Below are 6,181 nucleotides of genomic sequence, written 5' to 3' on the forward strand. Positions count from 1 at the left end.
GGCGGCAGCGTCTCGCCGGCCCGTCGCGCGGCCTCGGCGGCGCGGGCCTGCGCGACCGGCGGGTCCGCGTCCACCGCCACGAAGGCGTTGAGGATTGGGTTCCACCGCTCGATGCGCTCCAGACAGGAGCGCGTGGCCTGCTCCGCGCTCACGTCGCCGTCGCGGATGTGGGCGACGAGCGCCGTCAGGGTGAGCTCCGCCGTCGCGGTCATGGGCGGGCCTCCTGAGCCGATCGCGCGCCATCGTCCAGCGGCGCGCCGAGATAGGCCTCGATCACCCTCGGGTCGGCGGCGAGCGTCCGCGACGGGCCGGACAGGGTGATCCGGCCCTGCTCGACCACATAGGTGCGGTTCGTCACGGCGAGCGCGCGCGAGGCGATCTGCTCCACCAGCAGGATCGCCAGCCCCTCGCGGTTCAACTGGGACAGGACGGCGAACAGCTGGTCCAGAATGGCGGGCGCGAGGCCGAGCGAGACCTCGTCCACCGCCAGCAGCTTCGGCCGCGACACCAGCGCGCGCGCGATCGCCAGCATCTGCTGTTCGCCGCCGGAAAGGAGGCCCGCGCTGTGGCGGAAGCGCTCGCGCAGCCGGGGAAACAGTCCGAGCGTCCACTCCACGTCGGCGGCGACGGCGCGATCGCCGGCCCGCAGGCGGGCGTAGGCCCCGAGCAGCAGGTTCTCCTCCACGGTCTGGGCGCGGAAAATTCCCCGGCCTTCGGGCGCGAGCGCGAGGCCGAGCCGCGAAATGCGGTGGCTCGGCAGGCCTCCGATCTCCTGTCCGGCGAAGGCGATCGAGCCCCGGGCGAGCGGCGTGACGCCGACCAGCGCCTTGAGGATCGAGGATTTGCCGGCGCCGTTCGCGCCGATGACGCTGACGAATTCGCCCGGGCCGACCTCCAGATCGACGCCGCGCACGGCCGCGATGTGGCCATAGGCCACCTCGAGCCCCCGGATGGCGAGAAGCGCGCCGCTCATGGCTGGACGGCCTCCGCCGCGTGTTCGACGACCGGCGCGGCGCCGAGATAGGCCGCGCGCACCCGCGGGTCGCGCTGGGCCTCCTCGCCCGCGCCCGACATGACGAGCTTGCCGTAGTCCAGCACCGTGACCTGCTCGCAGACGGCGAAGATCAGGTCCACATGGTGCTCGACCAGCAGCACGGTCACGCCGCGCGCCGCGAGGTCGCGGATGAGCCGGCCAAGGCCGAGGATCTCCGCATGGGTGAGGCCGGCGGCGGGCTCGTCCAGCAGCAGCACGCGGGGCCCGAGCGCCAGCGCCCGCGCTATCTCGAGCCGGCGCTGGTGGCCGAAGGGCAGGTGCGAGGCCCGCACGTCGGCGAAGTCGCTCAGGCCCACATAGGCGAGCAGGCGGCGCGCCCGGTCGAGGTCGCTGCGGTCCTCGCGGATCTGCCGGGGCGAGCGCAGCAGCGCGTCGATCAGGTTGGCGCGCGATCCGTCGTGGAAGCCGGCCCGCACGTTGTCGAGCGCGGACAGGTCCCCGAACAGCTCGGTGTTCTGGAACGTGCGGGCGAGGCCTGCGCGGGCGTGGCCGCCGTTCGGATCGAGCGGTTCGCCGAACAGGCGGATGGCGCCTTCGGAGGGCCGGTAGAAGCCCGAGATGACGTTCAGCAGCGTGGATTTGCCGGCGCCGTTGGGGCCGATGATCCCGTGCACCGAGCCCGCGCGCACCTCGCCCGAGAAATTGTCCAGGGCGGTCAGTCCCCCGAAGCGCACGCCGACGCCCCGGATCTCCAGCGCGGGGACGTCGGCCGCGGGCCGCGCGGGCAGGATGTCCGTCAGGTCGACGCCCTCGGCCGGCCACGGTCCGGTCTCCAGCGCCCGCGGTCGGTCGCGCAGGCGGCGGACGGCGCTGTCGAACAGGCCGACGAGGCCGTTCGGCACAAAGAAGATGGCGATGGCGAGCAGCGCCCCGTAGCCGAAGGTCTGCCATTCCGCGAGGCTCTGGAACGCCTCCGGGAGCACGGTGAGCAGAGCCGCGCCGAACACCGGCCCAAGCCACGTGCCCGCGCCGCCGATGATGACCATCAGCAGGTAGCGCACGGAATCGAGGAAGCCGAAGGTTTCCGGGCTGACATACTGGTTGAGATAGGCGTAGAGCGCGCCCGCCGCGCCGGCGAAGGCCGCCGACAGCGCGAAAGACAGCGTGCGCGTCGCCGCCGGGTCGATGCCGAGCGCGCGGGCCGCGGTCTCGCTCTGGGCGACGGCGCGGAAGGCCCGGCCGTAGCGCGACCGCGCCAGATTGCGCGTGAGGGCCAGCGCGCCCACGAACACCGCGCCGATCACGTAATAGAGCCCGGTCGGCGTCAGGCGCTCGAGCCCCCAGACGATCGGGGGCAGTTTCACGCCGATCAGGCCCATGGGCCCGCCGGTGAGCGACACCCATTCCACCGCGCCGCTCTGGACCACGACGCCGAAGGCGATGGTGATGACCGCGAGATAGAAGCCCCGCACCCGCACTGTGGGATAGGCGAGGGCCGCGGCGACGGCGGCGGCCCCCGCCGCGGGCAGCGTGACGCCGAGCGCGAGCGGCAGGTCGTAGCGGAGCGAGATCAGCGCCGCCGCATAGGCTCCGATGCCGTAGAATCCTGCTTGTCCGAGCGAGAACAGGCCGCTGAAGCCGACGAGGACATTCAGCCCGAGCGCGACCGTCGCCGACAGAAAGAAGATGGTGACGATGCCGAGCTGGTACGGGTTCGCGACGAGCTGCGGCGCGGCGAGCACCACCGCCGCGGCGCCCGCGATGCCGAGCGTGGTCTTGAGGGCGTCGCTCATACCTTCTTCACCTCGCGCCGGCCGAACAGGCCTTCGGGGCGCAGCAGCAGCAGGAGGATGACGAGCGCGAACACCGCCGCGTCGCGGAAGCCCGAGCCGGCGTAAGCCGACACGAACTGCTCGCCGACGCCGAACAGGGCGCCGAGCAGCACCACGCTCCAGAGCGAGCCCGCGCCGGCGGCGATGGCGACGGCGAAGCCCTTCAGGCCGATCAGCACGCCCATCTGCGCCTGCACCTGGATGATGGGCGCCACCAAAAGCCCGGCGACGCCGCCGAGCGCGGCGCTGGCCGCGAAGGTGAGGGTCGCGACCCGCCGGGCGTCGATGCCCATCAGCCCGGCCGCGTCCGGGTTCTCGGCGATGGCGCGCATGGCGCGGCCGACGAGCGTGCGGCGCTGGAACAGGCTGACGAAGGCTGCGATCGCGAGCACGATCAGCGGCGCGATCCATTCCTGCAGGTAGAGCGACGCGCCGAGCAGCGTGACCGGCGACTGAACCGCCGGGGAGGGCAGCGGCCGGGGCAGCGAGCCGAACAGCACGTTCACCGCCGCCTCGATCATGACGCCGGTGGCGATGGTGGCGAGGATCCAGCCGCTGGTGTTGGCGGCGCCCGCGAAGGGCTGCACCAGCGCGCGGTGGACCAGCGCGCCGTAGACCGCGACCAGCGCCAGCGCGATCCCTGCGGCGAGCCAGAGCGGCGCGCCGGCGCCGAGCAGCAGCACGGTCGCGACTGCGGTCAGCATCAGGCTGTCGCCATGGGCGAAGTTCACCGCCTTCGTCGTCGACCACATCAGAGAATAGCCGATGGCGACGAGCGCGTAGATCGAGCCGAGGAACAGGCCCCCGGCGAGGTGCTGGACGAAGGAGGTCATGTGGGGTCCGGACGTCGGCGCGGCCCGCCGCCGGGCCGGGCCGCGACGGCGGCTGGACCGGGGGCGGGCGCGCCCGCGATGGTCACTTGTAGGGGGTCTTGGACAGGGGCTTCAGCACCCCGTCGTGCCAGGCGGCGAGGATGTAGTTCGCCTGGGTGAGGGCGTCGTGGCCCTCCCGCGTGTCGGCGAAGGCGGGATCGTAGGTTCGCACCAGACCCTCGTGCCGCACCTTGAACAGCGCGTCCCGGAACGCCGTGCGGTCATAGGCGCCGCCGACGCGGATGGCCTCGCCGATGATGTTGAGCGCGTCATAGGCGTTGGCGACCGCGCTGCCGAAGATCAGCTCGGACGGATCCTTGAGCCCGCTCTTCGCGGCGATGGCCGTCCACACGGTCTGGGCCTTGGGCGACAGGTCGTTCAGCCAGGAGAAGGTCTGCGCCACGATCAGGCCGTTGGCGAGCGGGCCGGCGAGCTGGCCGAGCGAGGACGAGTTGCCCCAGGCGCTCACCACCACCGGCTTCCAGCCGATCTTGTCGAGGCCGCGGACGATCTGGTTCGCCTCGCGGTCGATGCTGTAGAGGATGATGGCGTCCGCGCCCGCGTCCCGCAGACGGATCAGCTGGGGCGTCATGTCGGCGTCGTTCCAGTTGAACGTCTCCTTGCCGACCAGCGCAAGGCCCTTCTTCTCCAGCGCCGCCGTCACGTCCGGAACGGCGCCCTGGCCGAAGCCGGTGTTCTCGTAGAGCAGCGCCACCTTCTTCGCGGGCGAGCGCTCCAGCGCGGCGTCCGCGAGGTAAGCGGCCGCGAGCCGGTCCTTCATCGACACCCGGAACAGCCACTTGTTGCCGTCGAACTCGGTGACCGCCGTGCCCGCCGCGATCACGCCCACATAGGGGATGCCGATCTGGTTCACGTGGTCGCGCAGCGCCAGCGCCACGCCGGTGTGGAAGCCGCCGAGCACCGCGATGCAATTGTCCGACTGGGCGATGCGGCGGACGTTCTCGATGCCGCGCGGGGGCGCGCCGGCGTCGTCATAGACCACCAGCCGCAGCTTTTTGCCCAGCACGCCGCCGCGCTCGTTGATCTCGTCGATGGCGGTCTCCGCCCCCTGACGGATCGCCTTGGCCGTGAAGGCGGCCGGGCCGGTGACGGCCAGCGACGCGCCGATGCAGGGCTCGGCCGCCTGGGCCAGGGCGGATGGGCTCCAGAGCGCGGAGAGGAGAAGCAGGCCGGTCGCGAGGCGTTTCATGGTGGAGGTCCCCGAATGGCCCATGCGAGCCATAAGTCGATAAATTTGATAGACGTGATCTAGTCCATATGGACGTATTGGCACAAATGAGTTCTGCTGCTCGACGCTTCAGGGAAAATGCATGGTTCGCGGCGCCGCCGGCGCGGCGGCCAGGGCGAAAAGGCCGACGATGTCCCACCCGACCAATCTCGAAATCGACGTGCTGCGCAGCTTCGTGGCCGGGGTGCAGCTGAACAGCTTCGCACGCGCGGCCAAGCTGGTGGGCCGCTCCCAGTCCGCCGTCAGCCTGCATCTGCGCAAGCTCGAGCAGCAGACCGGGCAGGTGCTGTTCCGCAAGGCGGGGCGCGGCCTGCACCTGACGGAGGCCGGCGAGACGCTGCTGCGCTACGCCCAGAAGCTCATCAACCTGAACGACGAGGCGCTGTCGGCGGTGGCGGGCGACGACGTCGCCGGCCGGGTGCGGGTGGGGCTTCCGCCGGATCTGGCCGAGACGTGGCTGCCGGACCTGCTCGGACGGTTCGCGCGCTCCCACCCCACCATCGCGGTGGAGGCGCGGGTGGAGCGGAACGCCGTGCTGCTGGAGGCGCTCGAGTCCGGCGCGCTCGACGTGGTTCTCTACTGGTGCCTCGGGGACGAGGGCGCGCCGCGCAACGGCCGCGCCATCGCGGAGTTCCCCATCGTCTGGATCATTCCGGCGGGTTTCGCGCCGAACGAACAGGCCCGGCTTCCCCTCGTGCTCATGGGGGCGCCCTGCCTGTTCGCCGCCAAGGCGGTGGGCGCGCTGGAGGCGGCGGGCCGGCCGTGGCGTTCGGTGTTCACCAGCAGCAGCCTGAGCGGGGTCTGGGCCGCCATCTCCGCCGAACTCGGCGTCACCGTCCGCACGCCGCTCAGCGTGCCGGCCGGGCTTCAGATCCTCGCCGCCGGCGGCCTGCCGGAGCTCGGCCGGGCCAGCCTGCGGCTGCGCACGGCGGGCGCGCCGTCGCGCTCGGTCCAGCGCTTCATCGACGTGCTCGAGGCGACCGTCGCGGCCGCGCCTTCGGTGGCGGGATCGCGGATCGCTCCCGCCAGCAGCCGGGCCTTCGCCTGATGCGCGCCGACGCTCCGCTGTCGTCCTCCGTCTTCGGCGGTCTGGACCCGCTTCGGGCCGTGGAGGCGCTGGCGCCGGCCATCGCCGCCACCGCCGAGCGCCACGACCGGGAGGCCAGCCTGCCGCTCGGCAACCTGCGCGCCCTGCACGACGCCGGGTTGCTGGCGCTGACCGCGCCGCAGGCCT

General features: G+C 72.2%; 5 protein-coding genes and 2 pseudogenes. 2 read left to right on the forward strand and 5 right to left on the reverse strand.

Annotation, left to right across the window (positions count from 1 at the left end):
• From ACFQ4O_RS14095 to ACFQ4O_RS14115, 5 genes and pseudogenes are all read right to left on the reverse strand, one after another.
• Positions 1 to 212, reverse strand: a pseudogene (locus ACFQ4O_RS14095) (amidase); the annotation flags it as partial.
• Positions 209 to 973: an ABC transporter ATP-binding protein gene (locus ACFQ4O_RS14100; protein ID WP_378776409.1), complete on the reverse strand. Its 765-nt coding sequence runs from the start codon at positions 971 to 973 to the stop codon at positions 209 to 211. The gene ACFQ4O_RS14100 and the pseudogene ACFQ4O_RS14095, both read right to left, overlap by 4 nt.
• Positions 970 to 2,787, reverse strand: a complete 1,818-nt coding sequence (locus ACFQ4O_RS14105; RefSeq protein WP_378776411.1) for a branched-chain amino acid ABC transporter ATP-binding protein/permease — start codon at positions 2,785 to 2,787, stop codon at positions 970 to 972. The genes ACFQ4O_RS14100 and ACFQ4O_RS14105 overlap by 4 nt, the downstream gene beginning before the upstream one ends.
• A complete protein-coding gene (locus tag ACFQ4O_RS14110) occupies positions 2,784 to 3,659 on the reverse strand; it encodes a branched-chain amino acid ABC transporter permease (RefSeq protein WP_378776413.1) in 876 nt (291 codons plus the stop codon). The genes ACFQ4O_RS14105 and ACFQ4O_RS14110 overlap by 4 nt, the downstream gene beginning before the upstream one ends.
• An 82-nt stretch (positions 3,660 to 3,741) precedes the next feature.
• Entirely contained in the window at positions 3,742 to 4,908 is a 1,167-nt protein-coding gene (locus ACFQ4O_RS14115) for an ABC transporter substrate-binding protein (protein ID WP_378776415.1), read from the reverse strand.
• Between the two features lie 169 nt (positions 4,909 to 5,077).
• Here ACFQ4O_RS14115 and ACFQ4O_RS14120 point away from each other — a divergent pair, with 169 nt between their 5' ends.
• Both ACFQ4O_RS14120 and ACFQ4O_RS14125 read left to right on the forward strand, forming a co-directional pair.
• Positions 5,078 to 5,995 (forward strand): LysR substrate-binding domain-containing protein, encoded by a 918-nt coding sequence (locus ACFQ4O_RS14120; RefSeq protein WP_378776417.1) that lies wholly within the window; start codon positions 5,078 to 5,080, stop codon positions 5,993 to 5,995.
• A pseudogene (locus ACFQ4O_RS14125) lies at positions 5,995 to 6,181 on the forward strand (hypothetical protein); the annotation flags it as partial. The gene ACFQ4O_RS14120 and the pseudogene ACFQ4O_RS14125, both read left to right, overlap by 1 nt.

The organism is Methylopila musalis (genome assembly GCF_042679725.1).
GTDB classification, from domain to species: Bacteria; Pseudomonadota; Alphaproteobacteria; order Rhizobiales; family Methylopilaceae; genus Methylopila; species Methylopila musalis.

Coding starts and splice junctions, on each gene's coding strand:
- ACFQ4O_RS14120 (WP_378776417.1), top strand. CDS start 5,078: ATGTCCCACCCGACCAATCTCGAAATCGACGTGCTGCGCAGCTTCGTG.
- ACFQ4O_RS14105 (WP_378776411.1), bottom strand. CDS start 2,787: ATGAGCGACGCCCTCAAGACCACGCTCGGCATCGCGGGCGCCGCGGCG.
- ACFQ4O_RS14110 (WP_378776413.1), bottom strand. CDS start 3,659: ATGACCTCCTTCGTCCAGCACCTCGCCGGGGGCCTGTTCCTCGGCTCG.
- ACFQ4O_RS14100 (WP_378776409.1), bottom strand. CDS start 973: ATGAGCGGCGCGCTTCTCGCCATCCGGGGGCTCGAGGTGGCCTATGGC.
- ACFQ4O_RS14115 (WP_378776415.1), bottom strand. CDS start 4,908: ATGAAACGCCTCGCGACCGGCCTGCTTCTCCTCTCCGCGCTCTGGAGC.